This window comes from Glaciimonas sp. GG7, assembly GCF_052976905.1.
This window is the reverse complement of record NZ_JBRIIQ010000001.1, coordinates 201988-222060: the sequence shown is the minus strand read 5'-3', so window position 1 is coordinate 222060 and position 20073 is coordinate 201988. Positions and strand designations below refer to the sequence as shown.

At 53.6% G+C, this 20073-nt stretch carries 18 protein-coding genes; 6 read left to right on the top strand and 12 right to left on the bottom strand.

All coding sequences use genetic code 11. The annotated features are described in order from the left end of the window. Nucleotides 1–44: 44 nt before the first annotated feature. The 4 genes from ACVBEF_RS00980 to rocD all read right to left on the bottom strand — a co-directional run bounded on the left by ACVBEF_RS00980 (nt 45) and on the right by rocD (nt 10542). Nucleotides 45–4145 (bottom strand): non-ribosomal peptide synthetase, encoded by a 4101-nt coding sequence (locus ACVBEF_RS00980; protein WP_447122071.1) that lies wholly within the window; start codon nt 4143–4145, stop codon nt 45–47. 237 nt (nt 4146–4382) lie between these two features. Beyond that, a complete protein-coding gene (gene metH / locus ACVBEF_RS00975; protein WP_447122070.1) occupies nt 4383–8144 on the bottom strand; it encodes a methionine synthase in 3762 nt (1253 codons plus the stop codon). Nucleotides 8145–8332: 188 nt separating this feature from the next. Next, the gene (locus ACVBEF_RS00970) at nt 8333–9304 is read right to left on the bottom strand and encodes a dimethylarginine dimethylaminohydrolase family protein (protein ID WP_447122069.1); all 972 of its coding nucleotides are present in this window, start codon (nt 9302–9304) and stop codon (nt 8333–8335) included. Further along, nucleotides 9301–10542 (bottom strand): ornithine--oxo-acid transaminase, encoded by a 1242-nt coding sequence (gene rocD, locus ACVBEF_RS00965; RefSeq protein WP_447122068.1) that lies wholly within the window; start codon nt 10540–10542, stop codon nt 9301–9303. Before rocD ends, ACVBEF_RS00970 begins: the two co-directional genes overlap by 4 nt. 240 nt (nt 10543–10782) lie before the next feature. On the opposite strand from rocD, the gene ACVBEF_RS00960 reads away from it, so the two are divergent. From ACVBEF_RS00960 to ACVBEF_RS00950, 3 genes are all read left to right on the top strand, one after another. Further along, nucleotides 10783–11250: an Lrp/AsnC family transcriptional regulator gene (locus ACVBEF_RS00960; protein WP_447122067.1), complete on the top strand. Its 468-nt coding sequence runs from the start codon at nt 10783–10785 to the stop codon at nt 11248–11250. Between the two features lie 68 nt (nt 11251–11318). Beyond that, the gene (locus ACVBEF_RS00955) at nt 11319–11504 is read left to right on the top strand and encodes a DUF4160 domain-containing protein (protein ID WP_447122066.1); all 186 of its coding nucleotides are present in this window, start codon (nt 11319–11321) and stop codon (nt 11502–11504) included. Nucleotides 11505–11533: 29 nt separating this feature from the next. After that, nucleotides 11534–11803 (top strand): DUF2442 domain-containing protein, encoded by a 270-nt coding sequence (locus ACVBEF_RS00950; protein WP_447122065.1) that lies wholly within the window; start codon nt 11534–11536, stop codon nt 11801–11803. A gap of 97 nt (nt 11804–11900) precedes the next feature. On the opposite strand, the gene ACVBEF_RS00945 is transcribed toward ACVBEF_RS00950, so the two are convergent. After that, entirely contained in the window at nt 11901–12152 is a 252-nt protein-coding gene (locus ACVBEF_RS00945) for a type II toxin-antitoxin system Phd/YefM family antitoxin (RefSeq protein WP_447122064.1), read from the bottom strand. A 123-nt stretch (nt 12153–12275) separates the two neighbouring features. On the opposite strand from ACVBEF_RS00945, the gene ACVBEF_RS00940 reads away from it, so the two are divergent. Further along, nucleotides 12276–12749 (top strand): GFA family protein, encoded by a 474-nt coding sequence (locus tag ACVBEF_RS00940; protein WP_447122063.1) that lies wholly within the window; start codon nt 12276–12278, stop codon nt 12747–12749. A gap of 403 nt (nt 12750–13152) precedes the next feature. On the opposite strand, the gene ACVBEF_RS00935 is transcribed toward ACVBEF_RS00940, so the two are convergent. From ACVBEF_RS00935 to ACVBEF_RS00915, 5 genes are all read right to left on the bottom strand, one after another. After that, nucleotides 13153–13287, bottom strand: coding sequence for a hypothetical protein (locus ACVBEF_RS00935; RefSeq protein WP_447122062.1), 135 nt, complete (start codon nt 13285–13287; stop codon nt 13153–13155). Between the two features lie 339 nt (nt 13288–13626). Beyond that, nucleotides 13627–14163, bottom strand: a complete 537-nt coding sequence (locus tag ACVBEF_RS00930; RefSeq protein ID WP_447122061.1) for a DUF2058 domain-containing protein — start codon at nt 14161–14163, stop codon at nt 13627–13629. 70 nt (nt 14164–14233) lie between these two features. After that, nucleotides 14234–14428 (bottom strand): hypothetical protein, encoded by a 195-nt coding sequence (locus ACVBEF_RS00925; RefSeq protein ID WP_447122060.1) that lies wholly within the window; start codon nt 14426–14428, stop codon nt 14234–14236. 72 nt (nt 14429–14500) lie between these two features. Next, on the bottom strand, nt 14501–14623 hold the full coding sequence (locus ACVBEF_RS00920) for a hypothetical protein (protein WP_447122059.1): 123 nt from the start codon (nt 14621–14623) through the stop codon (nt 14501–14503). Nucleotides 14624–15426: 803 nt separating this feature from the next. Then, on the bottom strand, nt 15427–15690 hold the full coding sequence (locus ACVBEF_RS00915; RefSeq protein ID WP_447122058.1) for a hypothetical protein: 264 nt from the start codon (nt 15688–15690) through the stop codon (nt 15427–15429). A gap of 350 nt (nt 15691–16040) precedes the next feature. Here ACVBEF_RS00915 and ACVBEF_RS00910 point away from each other — a divergent pair, with 350 nt between their 5' ends. Together ACVBEF_RS00910 and ACVBEF_RS00905 are read left to right on the top strand one after the other, a co-directional pair. Further along, a complete protein-coding gene (locus tag ACVBEF_RS00910) occupies nt 16041–16370 on the top strand; it encodes a type II toxin-antitoxin system Phd/YefM family antitoxin (protein WP_447122057.1) in 330 nt (109 codons plus the stop codon). Next, a complete protein-coding gene (locus ACVBEF_RS00905) occupies nt 16283–16669 on the top strand; it encodes a type II toxin-antitoxin system VapC family toxin (RefSeq protein WP_447122056.1) in 387 nt (128 codons plus the stop codon). The genes ACVBEF_RS00910 and ACVBEF_RS00905 overlap by 88 nt, the downstream gene beginning before the upstream one ends. 44 nt (nt 16670–16713) lie before the next feature. Here the strand turns inward: ACVBEF_RS00905 and ACVBEF_RS00900 are convergent, their stop codons facing one another. Then, nucleotides 16714–18252, bottom strand: coding sequence for a diguanylate cyclase domain-containing protein (locus ACVBEF_RS00900; protein WP_447122055.1), 1539 nt, complete (start codon nt 18250–18252; stop codon nt 16714–16716). Then, the gene (locus ACVBEF_RS00895; RefSeq protein ID WP_447122054.1) at nt 18252–20066 is read right to left on the bottom strand and encodes a DAHL domain-containing protein; all 1815 of its coding nucleotides are present in this window, start codon (nt 20064–20066) and stop codon (nt 18252–18254) included. The genes ACVBEF_RS00900 and ACVBEF_RS00895 overlap by 1 nt, the downstream gene beginning before the upstream one ends. Between the last annotated feature and the right edge of the window lie 7 nt (nt 20067–20073).

Here is a 20073-nt window from a genome sequence, read left to right as displayed (position 1 = left end):
GGATGCGCAATGCCGACTCATCCTGAGTCGTATTACATTGTCACCTACACCGTCGGCTGATAGCGCGCCAACTGACGATTGATCACACCGGCAATCTCCACGATTGCCGGTGCTTGCATCATCGTGAAGTGATCGGCTACCGTTTGATGTTCACGCAGCTTGGAGGCGACTGGCCGCCATTGCTTCAGATAGCGCTCTGCTGCGTACAGATTGGTCTGCGCATAAAACACCGTTACCTCGGCGTTGATGGCCTCTGGCGTATAGGCCAGCAGCGCTTGGGTATTGCGCTCAAAAATCTGAAATACTTCACGCAATTCTTCCATCGGCGCCGTTGGCGGCAAAATCGCTTGCCGCACCATATCTTTTATCAATTGCGTAAATAATAGGTCCGGCGCCATATTGCGCAACGCTTCCATGCGCGTAGCAGTCGGTCTGTTGAAGCTTAAACCGGACAAACCTGCCAGATCGTCGCAGAACGACAACAGGATCTCAACGTGCGTGATGGGTTTGATCGGCGTCTCGCTGTGCGCGGCGCAGTAAGGATCTAGCAACCCCATAAAAATGACGTTTTTCCCTTTGGCGAGCAAGCGCCGCCCGACTTCCCAGGTGATGGCCGCGCCCATCGACCAGCCCAGTAGTAAATAAGGACCAACAGGCTCGGCACCAAGGATGAGGGCCACATATTGCTCGGCAAGATCGTCGATACCCACCGTCACGCCGGACCGAGTCGTCGCGGTGCGTGCAGCTTGCACGCCGAAGATGCGTGCAACAGGCGCGACATGGGCGGCCAGTGGCATGTAACAGTGCGCGCTACCGCCGACCGGATGGATACAAAAGAGTGTCGGCCCGGTCTTGGCAGCCGCGTCATCCGGGCGCAAGTCCGGGCGCAAATTCAGCAGTGCCAGTTTGCCGGAAGTGCGTTGATCGCGATGTCCGGCATACCGCTGGCGCAATTGGGCCGCCATGCTGCGTAGCGACAGGTCGGTTCCGATGTCGGCCAGCACTAGCCGCACGCCGAACTGTTTGCGTACTTTTGCCACCAGTTGCAGCCCCCGGAATGAGGTGCCACCCAAGGCAAAAAAACTCAGATCAGGATCGATATCACTCTGCGCTAGCACCTCTTTCCATATCTGACGCAGTGCCTGCGCAAGATCATCTTCCGGTGCGGCATCGGGCTTGCTTGCATGCGTTTGCGCCGGGGGTTCGACGCACAGCGATTGAACGCACAACGCATCGAGCCGTTGATGATCGATCTTGCCATTCGATGTCAGCGGTAGTGACGCCAGTATATGTATCAATTCGGGCACCATATAGCGCGGCAGGATGTGACCCAGCGTATCCCTGAGCGCCTCCGCCGTGAGTACCGCATCGGGCTTCTGAACAACGAAGGCGGCCAGCCGTTTATTCGCGTGGTCCGTGCCCACCACTTTCACGATGGTCGCCAGCACCGACGGTTGCTGAAGAATAAAAGATTCGATTTCTCCTGGCTCGATACGGAAGCCGCGTATTTTGATTTGGTGATCTTCGCGACCGAGGAACTCCATATTTCCGTCCGGACGCATTCTGGCCATATCGCCGGTGCGATACAGCTTTTGCCCGGTCTGCGGGTGTGTGATGAAACGTTCGCTACTACGCACCGGATCGTGCAGATAAGACAGCGCCAGTCCGCGCCCGCCGATATACAGTTCGCCGCTCTTCCATAGTGGACATGGTTGCAGATCATGATCGAACACATACAACTGCTGGTTGGCTAGCGGACGGCCGTAAGGAATGGAGCGCCAGCTATCGTCCTCGGTACCGGTTTCGTATATGACGGACCAGATCGACGCCTCAGTCGCCCCGCCCAGACTAAAAATGCGCGCATTGGTAGCGATGGCGCGGCCCTGCTCCGGTAGATTGCGCGGGATCCAGTCGCCGCTCAACAAAACCTGTTTCAGACTCGGCAGCGTGACTTTGTCCTGGGCACAAGAATCGGTGAGCAACTGAAAAATGGCGGGGACTGAATTCCAGATACTGATGCCATGCTGGGCGATCAGACGCGCCCAGGTCTCCGGCGCTTGCTGCTCCGCAGTGGTTGGGATCAGCACCGTACCGCCCGCTCCCAGCAGCCCAAAAATTTCAAATACCGATAAATCAAAACTGAGCGACGACAGCGCCAGCACTTTGTCGGCGGCACGCGTGCCCAGACGACGATTGATATCGAGTATCGTATTGACCGCGCCGCGATGATTGATCACCACACCCTTCGGCACGCCAGTCGAGCCGGATGTAAAAATAACGTAGGCGATATCGTCCGGGGTATGCGTTGAACCACTCAGGGTGGTCACGGAAGGCGGCGCGATCCCATCGATGCAAATCGATTCCACGCCGGGCGGCAAATCCAGTTGCGACGCTAGCGCACGACTGGTGAGCACCACCGAGATATTCGCCTGTTCGATGAGTTGACGTCGACGCGATGGCGGCAGGTCTGGATCGATCGGTACATAAGCGCCGCCTGACTGGCTAATAGCGAGTACGGCTACGATCTGTTGCCAGCCCTTGGGGAACACCACGCCGATCAGACGGCCCGGAGTAATAGCAATATGTGCCAGACGGCGGCGCGCGTCGTTGATACGCTGCCCCAGCTCGGCGTAGGTCAGTGTGGCGATGCCATTGATGAGCGCAATCCGATTCGGACATGCAGCAATCTGTTCGGTGACTAATTGATCGAGCGTACAGTCGCGGCTCACCACATCGGTCTGGTTGTACTGTGCCAGCACCTGCCGATGCGACTCCGGCAGCAGCATCGGCTTATGCTCGGACCACAAGCCGATCTCGGCGGCGAGCGTATGCAAACAGGCGGTATAGGACGTAAACATATCCTCGGCAACGTTGTCCTGCCACAGCCCATCCACAAAATTCCAATGCAGCGTGACATGCCCTTGCGGCTCCTCCACCATCTGGTGATCCAGATAGTTCTGCGGCAGTTCCAGATGTATGGCGTGCTGAAACGTTTGCTTGAGCACTTGCGCTCTGGCGGCGCTGCTCTTGCTGCTCTTGCTACTGTTGCTGCTCTCACTGCTCTCACTCTTGCCCTGAATGGCCGAGAAAGTCACCGGCGCCACCATCCCCAGTGGCGTGCCTTGTACCCGGTTGACTTCACGCCCGACCTCGATACCAGAAACATCTCTATGTCGGATATCTGCCGATAGTTGTTGTTGAATCGTGCTGGCGAACTCCACAAAAGACTGATCCTTTGTGGTGTCAATTTCGAGCAATATCGTGGTCTCGAAATTGCCCACGATATCGGCCATTTCCTTGCCCGCAAAAGGGCGCTGCGAGAGCATCAGCGTGATGGTGAAATGCCCACGCTTGCTCCAACGCGCCAGCACCATCGCATACACTGCCAGCACAGCAGTGTCAGGCGTCAAGCCGTGTTGCTGCGCATGGTCACTGAAATTGCCCCATTCATCAGCCGCAATCACATGCGCGAGATGGACAAAAACCGGCTTGCCGCATGCATCGGTAGTACTCAACGGCAGCTCTGGTCCCAACGGCAAGATGGGCACCCGCTCATGCCAATAAAGTTGACCGGGTGAACCCTCAATGACAGTGGCCTCAACGTATTGACAGAAAGTCGCTGGTAAGGCTGGCAAAGCAACCGCGGGAGAACGGCATAGTGCAAGCAACTCTGACAAGACTATATTGATACTGACGGCGTCTATCATCCACAGATTAAAGCGGATATGCAGTCTGAGCCGGTTACCGTTACGGCTCGATTGCACACAAAATTGCGGCCACTGATCCAGCGGCAAATGCATACGGATCACCTCATTGCGGATCACCTCATAGCGTGCCGTACGATCAACGGCATCGAGGCCATACAAGTCATGGCAGACCAATTGATATGGCGTCACCTGGTCGAGGATAAGCTGACGGCCATCAGCGAGCGCAACCGCACGCAACATCGGATGACGCATGACCAATGTGTGCCAGGCCTGCTCTACGGTATTGGCATCGAAAGCCTCGATCTCGATTTCACGATAAGACTGCGCGGTCGTCGACAGCGGCAGCGTGGCTTGCTCGCCGATGACGTATGCACCTTGGATTTGACATAAAGGGAATGCTGAATTTGCTTGCTGATTTGCTTGCTGATTACGGTCCATTAGCTTGTCCTATTGAGGTCGATTCGGTATGAGCACATTTTTTGATTCCCTATTCAAGGCGTCAAAGCGCATCCGACCTTATCACTCACAAGCAAGTTCCCGATGCCAGAAATTCCTTAAAAACAATTGGAATTATCTTTATTGAGATAAGAACATTCATCTAAAAATAGGGGCTGTAAACGTCGAAGCGGGCCATCTTCAATGGCCCGCTTTGCATCCTATTGCTAATGTGTAAAGTTACGACAAATTAGGCGCCATCCAACGCTCAATTTCATCCTTGGCCACCCCGCGCCGCTGGGCCATATCGTTGACCTGATCGTCGCCGATTTTACCCACCACAAAATACTTCGATTCCGGATGCGCCATATAAAACCCCGATACCGCAGCACCCGGAAACATGGCAAACGATTCGGTGAGCAGCATGCCGATTTCTTCGCATTGCAAGACCTTGAACATGTCGGCCTTGACCGTGTGTTCCGGGCAGGCCGGATAGCCGGGTGCGGGGCGGATTCCGCTGTAGGTTTCTTTGATCAAGTCTTCGCAAGACAAGGTTTCACCCGGCGCATAACCCCACAAATCTTTACGCACACGCTCGTGCAAATATTCCGCAAACGCTTCGGCTAAACGATCGGCCAACGACTTGAGCATGATCGATGAATAATCGTCGTGCGCGTCCTCAAAACGCTTTTCGTATTTCTCAATACCGATGCCGGAGGTGACCGCAAACATACCGATGTAATCGGCGATGCCGGACGATTTCGGGGCGATGAAATCGGACAAGCATTGGTTCGGTCGCGCCACGCCGTCGATGATCGGCTTGACCGTTTGCTGACGTGCGCCGTAGTAGGTAAAGGCCACCTTGGTGCGGGTGTCGTCGGTATAGACCTCGATGTCATCGTCGTTGACAGTGTTAGCCGGTAACAGCGCAATAACGCCGTTAGCCGTGAGCCAGCGACCGTCGATCACTTTCTTGAGCAGCGCCTGCCCTTCTTCAAATACTTTACTTGCCGCGTCCCCGACCACTTCATCGGTGAGGATGGCAGGATATGGTCCGGCCAAGTCCCAGGTCTGGAAAAACGGCCCCCAATCGATGTAGCGCGCCAGCGTGCCGAGATCGACATTTTTAAACAGACGGCGACCGATAAATTTTGGTTTGACGGGCGCGAAATCCAACTTCATCCGATTAGCACGTGCGTCTTTGAGCGTGAGCATCGGCACCGCTTTTTTGTTCGCATGCTGGACCCGAATGCGTTCGTAATCGACCGCAATTTCAGCAATGTATTGATCACGTTGTTCTGGCGTGAGCAGCGATTGCGCAACCGACACCGAGCGCGAGGCGTCCGGCACGTAGACCACCGGGCCTTCATAATTGGGCGCAATCTTGACGGCGGTGTGCGCCCGGCTGGTGGTGGCGCCGCCGATCAGCAGCGGCATTTTGACGCTGCGAAAATACGGATCGCGCTGCATTTCTTTGGCGACGTAGGCCATCTCTTCCAACGATGGCGTGATCAAACCGCTCAGGCCAATAATGTCGGCATTCTCCGCTTTTGCCATCGCCAGAATTTCCGAGCACGGCACCATCACGCCCATGTTGACGACTTCAAAGTTATTACATTGCAGCACCACAGAAACAATGTTTTTGCCGATATCGTGCACGTCGCCTTTGACGGTGGCGATAACGATTTTTCCTTTCGGCTTGGCGGCGATACCGGTGCGTTCTTCATCGAGGCGTTTTTCTTCTTCGATGAAGGGAATCAAATGTGCCACCGCCTGCTTCATCACGCGCGCCGATTTCACGACTTGCGGCAGAAACATTTTTCCCTGCCCGAACAAATCGCCGACCACGTTCATCCCATCCATCAACGGCCCTTCGATCACATGAATCGGACGCCCGCCATTGCCCAGCAATTCCTGACGCGCTTCTTCGGTGTCTTCCACGATCCATTGCGTGATCCCCTGCACCAAGGCGTGCGACAGACGCTGTTGCACCGTGCCGCCGCGCCACTCCAGGGTTTCTTCTTCTTTCTTGGCCCCGGCCTTTAAGGTCGAGGCAATTTCAATCATCCGTTCGGTGGAATCATCGCGCCGATTCAAGACAACGTCTTCAACCCGCTCGCGCAATTCAGCAGGCAGACTGTCATAGACGCCCACCATCCCGGCGTTGACGATGCCCATGGTCATCCCAGCTTTAATGGCGTGATACAAAAATACGGTATGGATAGCTTCACGCGCCGGATCGTTGCCGCGGAAGCTGAAACTGACGTTAGAGACGCCCCCGCTGATCTTGGCGTAGGGGAGATTTTGATGAATCCAGCGCGTGGCGTTGATGAAGTCTACGGCGTAATTATTGTGTTCTTCGATCCCGGTTGCGATGGCAAAAATATTGGGATCGAAAATAATATCTTCCGGCCAGATACCCACTTGCTCAACCAGAATATCGTAGGCGCGTTTGCAGATTTCAATCTTGCGCTCATAGGTGTCGGCCTGCCCTTTTTCATCAAAGGCCATGACGATGACCGCCGCGCCATAACGACGGCACAGTGTGGCCTGACGAATAAATTCAGCCTCGCCCTCTTTCATCGAAATGGAGTTGACGATGGCTTTGCCTTGCACGCATTTCAGCCCGGCCTCGATCACCGACCATTTAGATGAGTCGATCATGATCGGCACGCGAGCGATGTCCGGCTCGGAGGCAATCAGATGTAAAAAGCGCGTCATGGCGGCCAGCGAATCGAGCATCGCTTCGTCCATATTGATGTCGATAATCTGTGCGCCATTTTCAACCTGCTGACGCGCAACAGCTAACGCTTCGTCGTATTGTTCGTTGAGAATCAGACGGGCGAAAGCTTTAGAGCCGGTGACGTTGGTGCGCTCGCCGACATTGACGAACAACGAACTCTCGTCGATGGTAAATGGTTCCAGACCAGACAAGCGCAACTCGTGCGTGGTCTGCGGCACCTGGCGCGGCGCGATATTGGCGACCGTATCGGCAATCGCTTTAATGTGATCCGGCGTGGTCCCGCAGCAGCCGCCAGCGATGTTGACGAAGCCGCTGTCGGCAAAATCTTTGAGCAGCGATGAGGTGACGTCCGGCGTCTCGTCAAAGCCGGTGTCGCTCATCGGATTGGGCAAACCGGCGTTGGGATAAATGCAGACAAAGGTGTCGGCGATCTTGGATAACTCTTCGGCGTAAGGCCGCATCAGCGCGGCACCTAAGGCGCAGTTCAGCCCGACGGTCAGCGGCTTGGCGTGGCGAATGGAGTTCCAGAAAGCAGGTACGGTCTGGCCCGACAAAATCCGTCCGGATGCATCAGTCACCGTGCCGGAAATCATGATCGGCAAACGCAGGCCGGATTCTTCAAAAAAAGTATCAATCGCAAACAACGCGGCCTTGCAATTGAGGGTGTCGAAAATGGTTTCGACCAGCAACACGTCGGAGCCGCCTTCGACCAAAGCGCGAGTTTGTTCCAGATACGCTTTGGCGAGTTGATCGAAAGTCACGTTACGCGCTGCCGGATCGTTCACGTCGGGTGAAATCGAGGCAGTCTTTGGCGTGGGGCCAAGTGCACCGGCCACAAAACGCGGCTTGTCCGGCGTCGAATATTTATCGCAAGCCGCCCGTGCCAAGCGTGCCGAGGCGACGTTCATCTCATAGGCCAGATGCGCCATGTGATAGTCGTCCTGAGCAACGGTGGTAGCACCAAAGGTGTTGGTTTCGATCAGATCAGCGCCAGCTGCCAGATATTGCTCGTGGACTTCGCTGATGATGTGCGGTTGCGTGAGCGAAAGTAGTTCGTTGTTGCCTTTGACAAACAATTCCCGCCCCGGCCCCTGAAAGCCGATAAAGCGTCCGTTTGGACCGCCCCGATAGTCTTCTTCACTCAAATTGTATTGCTGAATCATGGTGCCCATTGCGCCATCGAGAATGAGAATGCGCTCCGATAACAACTGGCGCAGGCGGGTTTCAGTCGGAGAGGTGACGGTGGCGATGGGCTTCATGGGCTGACTCAATCTGAATTTACTGTCGTGCAATGGGGAACCGCTGTCAAAAATGCAAAAAACCCGGTCGCAAAAAGCGCCGGGTTAAGCATGCGGAAGTTGGCTCAAATTATACGTTAGATCATTGACTTCATTGCTGGCCCGTCGCGTAATGGCTTGCACCATAACAACACTCCAGGCCATAGGGATCAACCAACATCGACCGCAACCGATGTGGTGTCAAAGGCCGTTGAGACTGCCGTTGCGACAGAAGCAGTCGGCTCATTGAGTTTGAGCGTCAGGCATTTCGCTGCGCCGCCAGCCTTCAAGAATTCGGTCAAGGGCGTCTGATGCACGGTATACCCATAGCGTGCGAGCATGGCGACCAAGCCGGACGAGGCCCGGTTGAGAAAAATATGCTCGCCACTGTTGACGCTGTTGCAGGCAAACGCCAGCGCATCGGCGGCGCTGACGATCATGCGGCGATGGGCTGGCACTCGGTCAGCGATGGCGGCTTGCGATGCGGCATCGAAGGCGTCTGGAAAATACAGCAAATTGCCGCCATCGAGCGGACAAAAGCACGTATCCAGATGGTAAAAGCGTGGATCGACCAACCGCAACGGCTGCACCGCAATCTCCAACATCTGCGATAACGGCGCGGCACACGCCTCGTCAGAACGATGACCGTGACCGAACCAGAGCAAGTCATCGTGCCGATCCAGCAACGCGTCGCCCGCGCCTTCAAACGGCAAGCCCGGCGGCGTCTTGAGGACTTCGTAGCCATGTGCGGCGAACCAGCGCTCAAAATGGATTTCTTCGGCTTGCCGCTCAATGTGGCGAAAGCGGGATAGCACCACTTTCTCACCGCGGACGACGCCGCCGTTAGCGGTAAATACCAGGTCCGGCACGCCCGCCTCGGGCTGCATCTTTTGCACGTGTGCGACGCTTGAAATGGCCGCGACCAACGCCTCCCATTGCTGCTGCGCCAGACTACGGTTTCCCAGCGAAATATTGCCCGCCATCCACGGATTGATGACGTAGGACACTTCAAAATGGTCCGGCGCGCACATCAAATAGGTGGGCTTGATCGCCGTGGCTACCGATGCGGCGGAAAAGTCGGCGTTGGCAAAATCAGTTTTGCCGATAGTGTTTTCCAATCCAGCGTGCACAAAATGGGTCATGCGTAACTCCTTTCAGTGGGTGTAGCGGGTTCAGCGAGAGGCAAACTCGCAAATGCCTGATGAATAATGCTCAGTGCCGTATCAATTTCGGAGGCGCTAATTGTCAGCGGCGGCGCAAAACGCACCACCGTTTCGTGCGTATCTTTGGTCAGCAGCCCTAAGCCCAGCAACAGTTCACAAAACCCCCGCGCCGAAATAATGGCAGGGTCCAGCTCAACGCCGATCAGCAAGCCTTTGCCTCGCACGGCGCGAATTGCCGGGTGCTTAATCGCACGCAATCCCAATTGCAAGCGATGGCCCATACGGTCTGCAGCCTCTGCCAAATGATCGTTGCGCAGCAGTAATAAAGCAGCGTGCCCGACGGCAGCGGCTAACGGATTGCCGCCGAAAGTACTGCCATGGTCGCCCGGCGAGAACACCGCCATGACTTCTTCGCTGGCAAGAAAAGCGGACACAGGCAACAAGCCACCACCGAGCGCTTTGCCGAGGATCAAGCCGTCCGGTTTGATGCCGTCATGATCGCAGGCCAGCAGCTTGCCGGTGCGGCCCAAACCGGTTTGTACTTCATCGCAAATGAGCAAGACGTTGTGCCGCGTGCAGATTTTACGACAAGCGGCCAGATAGCCGTCGGGCGGTACGATGATGCCGCCCTCGCCCTGAATCGGCTCGACCAAAAATGCCGCCGTGCGTGGCGTGATCGCCGCTTCCAGCGCGGCGGCGTCACCAAACGGGATCGACACAAAGCCAGGTGCAAAGGGACCAAACCCGTCGCGGTATTGCTGCTCGGACGAGAAGCCGATGATGGTGGTGGTGCGCCCGCCAAAGTTGCCGTTGCAGACGATGATTTCAGCGCTGTTGTCAGCAATGCCTTTGACTTTGTGACCCCATTTACGGGCGGCCTTGAGGGCGGTCTCCACCGCTTCGGCCCCGCTATTCATCGGCAATGCTTTGTCCTGCCCGGTCATCTCGCACAACAATTGCAAAAACGGCCCGAGCTGATCGGTATAAAACGCCCGCGAAGTCACCGCCAGCCGACTCGCCTGATGGGTCAGCGCGGCTACTAAGACCGGGTTGCTATGACCGAAACTGACCGCGGAATAGGCCGACATCATGTCCAGATAATGCTTGCCGTTCTCATCGACCAACCAGACCCCGCGCCCGTGACTGAGGACCACCGGCAGCGGGGCATAGTTGTGCGCGCAATAACGGGTTTCGAGGGCGATGGCGGGGTTTTTCATGGTCGGCTCCGAGTTTTTTTACACTTTATAGGGCTTACGCAAAATTGTTCCAGCAAGGCAGACCGACGAAGACATTACGAACGTAAGGCCAGGAGGGATAACGCCGCTGGGGCGATTTTGCGTAAGTCCTATACACTTTATTTACAGTTACATGATAGACACTATGGTGAGAAATATTTATGCATAATGACGCATGGTTTCTCACTTTTATGCACGAATCGTGCATTGTTAAGGATATATATGGAAATTCTGGATCGCTACGACCGGATTTTATTACGCACCCTGCAAACCAATGGCCGGGCCTCGAATGTTGAGCTCTCCGAGCAGGTCAATCTGTCCGCGCCGCAATGCTACCGGCGCGTGCAACGACTGGAAAAAGAAGGCTTTATTCGCGGCTATGCAGCGCAGGTCGAACCGGCGGCAATTGGCTTGGGGGTGACAGCGTTTGTCAGCATCAACATTGCGCGGGAACAGTTCAAACAAGTCCGCAAGTTCGAAAAAGTCATCCGCGCATTTCCGGAAATTCTGGAGTGCTATGCGATTTCGGGGGATTTCGATTATTTGCTGAAAGTGGTGGCCAGTGATTTGAAATCGCTGTCGACGTTTTTGACAGATAGGCTCATGCAGGTGCCGGGGGTGGCGGGGGTGAAATCGATGGTGTGTCTGGAGGAGATTAAGGCGGCTAGTCCGTTGCCTTTGGGGGATTGATGACACCTGAAAAAGAGGCGCGATAAACACGTCAAATTGACTATACTCGCTGAAAAGGAGGTTTATTTATGCCCACAATTATGCGAATTGGAACCTACCGACTGTACTTTTACAGCCACGAACCAAATGAACCGCCACACATACATATTGATAGAGAAAATATATCAGCGAAGTTTTGGACTGAAAATGTTGCCTTAGCGCGTTATTGGATTTTCAGCAAAAGAACTCGGCATACTATTGCGCTTAGTACGTGAACATCAAAAAACTCTTTTAGAGGCATGGCATGACTACTTTGACACAGACACATACTGATACAAGAGTGAAATCGGTCACAATTGATGCTGATCGGATTTCTGTTGAGTTAATGGATGGCAGAGAAATAGCGGTTCCGCTGGTGTGGTTTCCACGCTTGGCGGATGCGACGCAAGAACAGCGTTCACACTGGCAAATCGCTGGCGGCGGTTACGGCATTCATTGGCCGGATGTCGACGAAGATCTCAGTACAGAAGGACTACTGCGCGGTGCTCCGGCCATCACACCTATTGCGCATTAACTTAAAGTACAAGTTCAGGATGAAGAGGGTTCAATCGAGAGACTGTAGCGGTCCGATAACTTTCCCTGATAACCCATTCACTACGCGTGCCTGATCATCATTTATCAGCAGCTCGGCGCACCTTAAAATCTGCAACAACGTCATCTTCCGATACGTGCAAAGCTAGCATCATCGCCTGCAATTTTTCCACAGCCTGCTTAAGCCCATCCAACTTCTGAGTGCAATCATGATGTGCCGGAATGTAGTAGCCGATTATTTCCCCATGACGCGTAATAACAATCGGCGACAAAGACTTAAGATATGCAGGCAGATTTGCTCGAAATTCTTTGACACTCACTTTAGTTTCCATCATTTCCTCTTTGTGTTTTTAGGTACCTACTAAATCTCCTTGCAAGTTAGAGTGCTTTCTCAATTGCACTATTGTGAAGAACTCCTACACTCCCACCACCTCAACAACAATCAGAACTATCCGATGGATACCAGAGAACATTCACCGATCCATCATGCGTGTGCATGCCGTTGCGGCGCATCGCGCTTCACCGTTATAGGGCAACCGATCGGGAGGGCTTTTTGTCATTGCACGCTTTGTCAGGCGCAGTTCAAACAACCCTACACAGACCTAGTCGCCATGTGGGCGCGCTCCGTTGTGTTACCTGCTCAGCACGGGATTGTGTTCAAGAAGCATCGATTGCCGCCAGCTGCCCGCCGTGGGGAATGCCCGATCTGCCATCGGGCGGTGCTCGGACTGATGACCTTGGGGCCGCTGAAAATGGCTTTTATTTCCGTACAAAATTTTGCGCCCGGTACGGTACTGCCAGAGCCTGGCCAGCATATTTTCTATCATCGTCGCCAGAACGATGTCGTTGATGACCTACCAAAGATCACTGGGTACTGGTCAAGCGAAGCCGCTATCCTGAAAATGTTTCTCGCAGACATGCTTCGTTGACTGCGATGCAAGCGCAACCTCTTTCACCACCAGTTTCTCCCTGATCACTCCCATCATCACGGCTAAAGATTGCCTTGAAACGGTAACTTCACGATCATCGTGCGCCAGCTCCTCCAGCAATTGGAGCATGCAGCGCGCCTGGGGCCTGTTGCCATATGATTTGGGAGATGCGTTCCAACCAAAACGTGTGCTGGCAAGGCGCGTGGCGTTGCTGGGGCTAGTGCCCCAGCAAGCCATGCAACGCGGCCAGCGCACGTTTTGGTTGGAACCCTTCGGGAACGGCTGCAGGCGTCGCATGCCGTTGTTGCTGCTCCTTGCCGTAGCACCGCTACGCCGCGTCCCGGCGCCTAGGCACGCAACGCCTGCCGCGCATTCGCACTCCCAAATCATATGGCAACAGGCCCTAATACAATTGATAATGTTGGTCCTCGGTCATGCCTATCTCGTCGGGCTGATCGACGGACTCAGGGGCTTGCTTGGGTGGGGGGTTTTGTTTGGATGCAGCAGATGCGTGCGGAGGTGAAGCGGCTTTAGTCATCATAGATTCCTGGTGAGTTTGTTAAAACCCGCCCCTGCAAAAGGGCGGCCAGGTACTTGAACACCGCAACAAGTCGGCTCGCAGATTTCCCCTTGCGGGTCTTGTATAGCTGCGCATTACCCGGCCATGGTTAATCTATGGACGAAAAAAAACCACGACTGTCGAGTCGGGCGTATCGCTTGTCGTGGTGTGTTCAGCACCGTTGGCGAAGTTAGCATACATTTTAAGGTGCTTGCATAGGCGAAATGATGCTATTGCGCCAAAAAATAAACCGCATAGCTATGCGGTTTATTTTTACTCAAAACTACTTTGGCTCGACCAAATATCAAGCCGCCAGCCCTACCACATCAAATCATCCGGAATCTGAAAGGCCGCATACGGATCATCCGCATCGATCTCGGTACTGGTTTTGTTGACCCGCACAACCATTGAGGCATCGCGCTCGGCGATCTTGTCGGCGACTATTCTGGGCACCAATTCAACAGCCCCGTTTTGGCAGACGATCACCAGCCGCCCGGCCAATAAATGCGCCTGAACCGCTGCCGAGACATAGATCCGTTCGATCTTCGTGCCGTGGGTAAAGTTGTAGGCGATGTCGCCGATACCTTTGCTCTGGCGATTTTTCTGCACCATTTGCGTAATTTGCGCGAGGATCGCTTTTTGCGTGGCGGCGGCATCGCGCTGGGCATTGAGTTCACGCGCACGCTCGGCATTTTTACGTTGCGTCTCGATTGCGTTCAAACGGGCTTCATCGACACTTTCCGTGCCGGTGCGGCGTTCCATCTTCTTCTGTTTGTTCTTGTCTTGATTAGCCAGTTTGGCTTTGTTTTTATCGATCAAGCCGGCTTTTAAAAACTGCTCTTGTAAAGAGGCCATGTGTACTACTCCGTAAATAGGTTCGTCGGCTTGGCGGTTGGCCGGTGGAAAGGCGATAGCATAGCAACATTTACTCCTCTGCTCGCCCCTTTTTCCACGCCACAAAGGCCGCAGGCCGCAGCCCGTAGCGTGCCAGCATACCCTCATGCAGTCGCTGCAATTGGGCAACAATCAACGCCTGCACATTTTCACGCTCAGGTTCTGCCACCTGCTCGGTCACGCTGTGCGCAATGATGCTAAGCGGATCTGTTTGGGGACGCAACACCACCGCACGCATCGTCTGTTTGATGAGATCGCGCCAGGCGAGACGGGCAGAATCAGGCTCGGATCACTCTTGCTAGATGGCCATATATTCTTGCGTCGAGCGTTCATAAGCCCACACGTAGAGGTCACGCAACACTTCGACCCGGGTGAGTTCGTACAAACCAAGAGTGGCACGGCTGTAGGCTTGCTCAGGCACGGTTAGTATTTTTTGATGACGTAGTTCCTATCTCCAGCGCTGCACTATTCGAGAAAAATCTTCAATGGCAACAGTAGAATAATTTCTCAATTGCAATATTTTAAAAAAAACCTACACTCAAAAAGTGCTCCTTCCAGTCTGAAGGCACTTCACATTTGGTACTCCATTTCGAAACCTTTAAAGGCAACAAAATGAACAAAAATCTCAGAAACAGTAAGATCGGTGTAACCACGTCCTCATCAGTGGAACCACCAGCAGGCAATAAAAAACGATGGGGGTTTTATGCGAAGTTAGCAATATTAACCCTTCCCTTGGCATCGTATTCCCTGACCGTACAGGCCCAATTACTACCCATCCAAATTGGTAGTTACAACTGCACCGTTTCATATCAAAGCCCCTCATATAACGCTTCTCCCCTCCCCCTTCAAACAATAACAGTAGCAGTGGACGCGCTTGACCCAATTACCGCAGTAGAAGCGGCAAATCTTGTGACGCCCCCGATTCTCCCAGCCCCTTCCGGCACCAACGGCTACGGGGGGGGACAAGGCCTCGCCTTGAAGCAACTTAACCTGACTACATGCCAGTTTTCTAATTAGCGAATCCATCGAAGACGTGCACAAAGTTCGGGGACTCGAAAAGCTTTCAAAGTCATAATAGAACGCTTCCTCAGGCCTTGCGCTGGTGTTTTTTCGAGCCCCTGATCTTGTACAGTCAGGGGCATTCATTTATGAAGAATAAACCTTAATCCGCCATCTGCGCTAACGTCATAGGCCCGTACTTTCAAGCCCATCATCGTACAAATATTAGCCGGTACTAAAAACCAGTTTCTCCCGTATCACTCCCATCATCACTGCTAACGATTGTCTTGAAACGATGACCTCACGATGGGCCTCTTGCGTCGCCAGATCCTCCAACAATTGGAGCATGCAACGCGCTTCATACAATTGATAACTATCGTCCTCAGAGAGGCCTGACAGATGGGGCTGATCGGTGGACTCGGGGGCTTGCTTTGGGGGAGTTGGTTCGGGTGCGGCAGATACGTGGGGATGTGAAGCGGTTTTAGTCATCATGAACTCCTGGTAGGTTTATTAAAAAACCCGCCTCTGTTGAGGAGGCGGCCAGGTACTTCAACACCGCAACTAGTCGGCTCGCAGATTTCCCCTTGCGGGTCTTGTATGGCTGCGCATTACCCGGCCATGATGATCTATGGACGAAAAAAAACCACGACTGTCGAGTCGGGCGTACCGCTTGTTGTGGCGTGTTGAGCACCGTCGGTGACGTTAGCATAAATCACGGCAGACTCTACCCCTCGCCGACCGAAGATTCGTTTGACTTCATCATGGCAGTCCTTGCATAAATCTTGATTGTACTCATTAGCCAAACAAGACTAGACCATACAAATTTTAGTAGCATCATCATGCATACCGTCAACATGCCAGAAGCCAGATCCAGCTTATCTCGCCTGGTCGAAGCCATTGAACAAGGGACGGAACGTGAAATTATTATTGCCAGGAACGGGCGACCGGCAGCAAAATTAGTGTCAATGGGTCTACCCGATAGCGACTTGCGAATTGGCGTTGCGAAAGGTGCTTTTAAAGTAGCTGATGATATCGATGTCTGTAACGATGACGTTGCCAAATTGTTTCTTGGAGCGACATCTTGCATTTGCTCCTCGATACCCATGTGGCACTGTGGGCCATTACTGACGATCCTAAGCTTTCGACCAACGCGCGTGAGCTACTTTTAGCACCGCGCTGTCATGTTTGGGTAAGCGCTGTCAATGTATGGGAAATTGCGATCAAGCACAGCCTTGGCAAAGAAACGATGCCCATATCAGGTCAAGAAGCACTGCACTATTTCCGCCGGGCCGGATATCAATTCCTTGCCGTTGAACCAGAGCATGCTGCGATCGTTGGCGATCTGGGAAACCATCATCAAGACCCGTTTGATCGCCTTTTGGTGGAGCAGGCACTGGCAGAACCAATGCGTCTGCTCACGCACGACGTCATGGTGTCACGCTATAGCGATACCATTATTTTGGTGTAGGGCCTGCGTAACAATTAGCTTTGCAGACCGAGTTGAGCCAGTCATCACGCATTCTCCCCAACAACTTGCGCCACTCCGGTGCCAACCTTATTAGCCGTTTCTTCCCCATAAAACTGATAATTATTGCGCCCCAATTTCTTAGCCTGATACATCGCCACATCCGCATGCTTAAGCAACGTATCGGCATCATGCCCGTCTTGCGGAAAAACACTCACTCCGATACTGCAAGTGACGCTGTGTTGTTCGCCTCTCAAAGTGATCGGCTGGGCGACGCGTTCGACGATGCGTTGCATGACGGTGGCAGGGTCGCTGTCGGTCGTATCGGGGTGCAGCAAAATCACAAATTCATCGCCGCCGATGCGTGCCACGGTGTCGGAGGTGCGCACACACTCGCTCAGGCGCATCGCAATTTCTTGCAATAAACTGTCTCCCGCATCGTGCCCCAGCGTGTCATTGATCCATTTGAATCGATCCAGATCAAAAAAGGCCACGGCCATTGGGCGTTGCTGGCGTTCTGCAATGGCGATAGCTGGCAGCAGGCGGTCCATGAATAAGGTGCGCGTTGGCAACGCGGTCAGGGCGTCATAGTTGGCGCGATGCTGTAGTTGCTGCTCTAGTTGTTTTGCTTCGGTTATATCGTTGAGAACGACGACAAAGTGGGCGGCAGTAGCCACGTCATCATGCACACCGGCGATGTGGCATTCGCTCCAAAATGGCGTGCCATCTTTGCGATAGTTGCGCAAGACTGCCCGGCCCTCGCCAGCGTTTTGCATCGCCTCCTGAATGACTTGCATGCCAGGTTGGTCTTGATCTTGACCCAGCAAAAAACGCATATTTTTACCCATGACTTCGGCTTGCGTATAGCCGGTCATCCGTTCAAAGGCGGGGTTGACATACTCGATCGGATTGTCGGGCAGACTATTGTTGGTGAGAAAGATGGCATTGATGGCCGCTTCGATGGCCTGATCTTTCAAGCGTAGCGCCTGCTCAATCAACTTGCGCTCAACAATCTGTTGGAGCAAGGCGTCATTGGCAGTTTTAAGCTCCAGCGTGCGGGCGGCCACCTGCTCTTCGAGGCGGTCCATGTGCGACTCCGCCTGCTGCGTCATTGCCCATTTGGTGGTGAGCGCATTGGCCAGCTGAAAAACCTCGATATTATCGAACGGTTTTTTGAGGATCAACAGCCGGTCGCAGACATCGAGCTGGGATAATATTTCTTCCCAGGAGTAGTCCGAATAGGCGGTACAAATCACAATCTGTAAGCGCGGATCTGCTTGCCAGAGATGTTTGATGGTTTCGACGCCATTCCATCCCGGTGGCATGCGCATATCAACAAACGCCATCGCATACGGCAGTCCGTGTTCTAGCGAAGTGCTTACCTTGAGCATTGCTTCCTGGCCCTGATAGGCTGAATCAAGTTCGAAAGTAATGGCAGAAATCGGCGCCGCTGTACCGAACAGGGCGGCCTCGTCGTCATCCAGTTCGGACGCGGCATTGGCGCCCCATAGTATTTTGCGAAAATCTTCATGGATAGAAGGCAGATCATCGATAAGCAAGATGCGCCGGTTTTGCGGTTGGGTCATCAAAATACCTCTTCTTTTTCTTTTATGGGGAGTTCGAGCATGAAGGTCGCACCTTTGCCTGAACCTTCGCTTTGCACGGTCAGACTGCCGCCCATTTCTTGCGCTGAAAGTACGCAACTATGCAGCCCGAAACCGTGGCCCGTTTTACGGGTCGTGAAGCCATGCGCAAAGATCCGGGTGAGATTTTCGGGTGGAATTCCTTCGCCGTTATCGACGACATGAATCTCTACCGTCTGTCTTTCCGTCTTGCGTAGACGCAGTGTGATCTGGTGTGGGTGCGCAGACCGGTCATTCATTGCCTGTTTAGCGTTGCCAAGGAGGTTAATCAGTATCTGTAACACCTGATGCTTGTCGAGCCACAATGGCGGCACGTCATCAAACTCCTTTACCACTGCGACATGATGGCGCGAGAGTGAACCGGCCCCCATACGTAGCGCATCTTCAATCAGTTCACGCACTTCAAACTGTTCGAAAACACCAGAAACGCCTGCATACGATTGTTGCGTGGCAATAATTTCCTTGATGTGATCGACGCTTTTAGTGAGCTGGGCCAGTTCTTCGATAATCCCCTGCTGCTCTGCTGTGACGACCTTTACCAGCTTATTGAGATAGTCCGGGAGCATCTTTCCTTTCGGGTCCAGCGTAAGAAATGTTCCCAGATCAGCAGCCTGTTCGTTGATCATCTGCACCGCACGGCTCAGTCCTTGTAATTTGGAGGCACGCATTTGTTTACTGACCAGTACTGCTGAGACGTTGACGCTGTTGAGTACATTGCCAACGTTATGCAACACGTTGGTGGCGATTTCAGCCATCCCCGCCAAACGCGCTGATGTGACCAATTGGGCCTGTGCCTCGCCGAGTTCGTTTGTGCGTTGTTTTACCCGTCTCTCAAGGCTGTCGTTGACATGCTGCAGTTCGGTGTTAATACGGTTGATAACGTGGCCACGAATGAGGCCGAAAGCCGCATACAAAAACAAACCGATCAAGGCAGTCGAAAATATCGTCAGGTATTGACGATATTGCTCCTCCCGCATATCGGTTACTTGGTGTGCCTTGTTGAGTATGTTGTTAATGTCGTCGATACGCGCGGAGGTCGGCATGGTGACGATACGATCCAAAAGAGCGCTCACTGCGGTGGTCTCGCGCAAAATGGTACGCATATGCAAGGCGAAAATATCGACTCTGTCGGTGAGGTCCGTTGGCAAATTTTTCGCGCTAGAGGCAATCCGATCCAGAATCTGCTCAATCTCGATGGCCATCTCTTTGGTTCCGCCATTGTCGTCATACAGCAGACCTGCCATCAACGCTTTATCGAGGTCGACTTTGATGCTTTTGAGCGCATCCTGATCTTGTGGTCGGCCTTGATTTAATCGAATCCGAATGTCTTCGGCAGCAGAAGGTAAAAAGATTAAGGAGTTCTCGAGCACTGAATTGTGCGACTTAAAATGCTCGATCGCAGTACCTTTTTCCTTCATTGCGCCCTCGAACGCCGCTATAGCCTTGGTGAGCTTAAGCGCTTCGCTGCCTTTCTTGCCTGCTGTGAGCGCATCAAGCTTCTGTTGCAACTCTTTGAGTTCAAGCAGAGGATCAGCCAAAGGATCGTAATTTTTGTTGAGACCGATTTTGGTCTTCATCGCGTCGAGTTCCCAACGCGCATCGACCTGCTTGATTTGGCGTAATAAAGTCACGCTCGAGACGTAACTCGATGGATCATAATCGCGCGTCTTCTCGTACAAAAATATCACGGCCAACATCAGTAGTAAGCCCAGAACAGCTAAGGGAACCCAGTTTGAACGCCGTAACGTGAGGAGCACAGACCTT

Coding starts and splice junctions, on each gene's coding strand:
- ACVBEF_RS00955 (WP_447122066.1), top strand. CDS start 11,319: ATGCCCACAATTATGCGAATTGGAACCTACCGACTGTACTTTTACAGC.
- metH (WP_447122070.1), bottom strand. CDS start 8,144: ATGAAGCCCATCGCCACCGTCACCTCTCCGACTGAAACCCGCCTGCGC.
- ACVBEF_RS00980 (WP_447122071.1), bottom strand. CDS start 4,145: ATGGACCGTAATCAGCAAGCAAATCAGCAAGCAAATTCAGCATTCCCT.
- ACVBEF_RS00935 (WP_447122062.1), bottom strand. CDS start 13,287: ATGACTAAAGCCGCTTCACCTCCGCACGCATCTGCTGCATCCAAACAA.
- ACVBEF_RS00950 (WP_447122065.1), top strand. CDS start 11,534: ATGACTACTTTGACACAGACACATACTGATACAAGAGTGAAATCGGTC.
- ACVBEF_RS00945 (WP_447122064.1), bottom strand. CDS start 12,152: ATGGAAACTAAAGTGAGTGTCAAAGAATTTCGAGCAAATCTGCCTGCA.
- ACVBEF_RS00930 (WP_447122061.1), bottom strand. CDS start 14,163: ATGGCCTCTTTACAAGAGCAGTTTTTAAAAGCCGGCTTGATCGATAAA.
- ACVBEF_RS00940 (WP_447122063.1), top strand. CDS start 12,276: ATGGATACCAGAGAACATTCACCGATCCATCATGCGTGTGCATGCCGT.
- ACVBEF_RS00915 (WP_447122058.1), bottom strand. CDS start 15,690: ATGACTAAAACCGCTTCACATCCCCACGTATCTGCCGCACCCGAACCA.
- ACVBEF_RS00960 (WP_447122067.1), top strand. CDS start 10,783: ATGGAAATTCTGGATCGCTACGACCGGATTTTATTACGCACCCTGCAA.
- ACVBEF_RS00900 (WP_447122055.1), bottom strand. CDS start 18,252: ATGACCCAACCGCAAAACCGGCGCATCTTGCTTATCGATGATCTGCCT.
- ACVBEF_RS00910 (WP_447122057.1), top strand. CDS start 16,041: ATGCATACCGTCAACATGCCAGAAGCCAGATCCAGCTTATCTCGCCTG.
- rocD (WP_447122068.1), bottom strand. CDS start 10,542: ATGAAAAACCCCGCCATCGCCCTCGAAACCCGTTATTGCGCGCACAAC.
- ACVBEF_RS00970 (WP_447122069.1), bottom strand. CDS start 9,304: ATGACCCATTTTGTGCACGCTGGATTGGAAAACACTATCGGCAAAACT.